This is a genomic window from Staphylococcus sp. EG-SA-18 (genome assembly GCF_017151825.1).
Classification (GTDB): Bacteria; Bacillota; Bacilli; order Staphylococcales; family Staphylococcaceae; genus Staphylococcus; species Staphylococcus aureus.
Map to the genome: position 1 here is coordinate 1 of NZ_JACYVY010000068.1, position 1,180 is coordinate 1,180.

Genomic DNA, 1,180 nt, shown 5'->3' on the forward strand with positions numbered 1-1,180 from the left:
ACGCATACCTATCTTTAAACGGACAATGTTTATAAATGAGTTTGCATGGTCTTGAATTGTATTAGTTTTCTTTTGGTTTTAATAAATCGACTAGATTTTCACAATATTTATCAAATATGTATTCCTAAATTATACAGCCTTAATCCAGCAGCTACTTTCGAAACTTCCAACTTAGTTGATATAAGGTTCAATAGTTTGTTTCATTCTTTTTCAGATAAACCAGAACTTAAATTGATATTATTGACTTCATAAAAATTATAGACTAATGCCTCTATTTGCTTTTTAGGCATAAGTAAGTCGACTGAAAACTGATTTACGTCGCTTTCATAAATCATTTCATGTAAATTCTTTAGACTATTATCGTTGTTATCTTTAATTTTGTATAAATAACGGCCGAGTTCACGAGCTATTGCAAATCTTGTATTATTAATCGAGTGATTATTATTGATATAAATCGTTCTTCCACTTAAATAACCCGAAGTATTACCCTCCATTTTAATATATTTAACTTTTAAATTAAGTTGAAATAATAGCTTGTCTATGTCAATAGCAAAGTGTTCAGAAGTAATAAAAAGTTGATCCATTTTGTCCTTAACTAATGGCTGAATTAATTGAACTATTTCTGGTTCTAAAATATCTTCATAATGAACTTTCTCAATAACTTTCAATTGATTCCCCTCCCTAACTAAAAAATCGAACCTACATCATTTAATAAATTTAAAACTATAGGTGTAAACATTATTAAAATAAAACCCCTCCACTACTAAATGTAACGGAGGGACATGATTTCAAAATAAAATGTCATTTTTTATAAATTTATTATAATATTTTTCATCATACTGTACAACCGAATCTAATCCAACGATCCCGAAAAGAGGAACAACGGTGGTTCTGCTTCATAATCACTTTTAACTAAGTGTTCATTTTTAATTATTTGATCGACGGTTTTCCAATTTTTTACTTCTTGCTCTTTTAAAAAAATGGCTATGAAAAATTCTATCCTCATAGATTTCTTCATAGCCAATGCTAATTTTTTTCATGTCATTTCTTCAAAATTCCTAAAAATATATAAACTAAAAGCAGATAAAGTCCGTATAATTGTGTAAAAGTAAAAAGGCCATATAACAGTCCTTTTACGGTACAATGTTTTTAACGACAAAAACATACCCAGGAGGACTTT

Annotated in this window: 2 pseudogenes; both read right to left on the reverse strand. The window is 28.2% G+C overall.

The annotated features are described in order from the left end of the window. Nucleotides 1–110: 110 nt before the first annotated feature. Nucleotides 111–739: pseudogene (locus IDG66_RS12600) on the reverse strand (ImmA/IrrE family metallo-endopeptidase). A 114-nt stretch (nucleotides 740–853) separates the two neighbouring features. After that, nucleotides 854–976: pseudogene (locus IDG66_RS14335) on the reverse strand (DUF1433 domain-containing protein); the annotation flags it as partial. Between the last annotated feature and the right edge of the window lie 204 nt (nucleotides 977–1,180).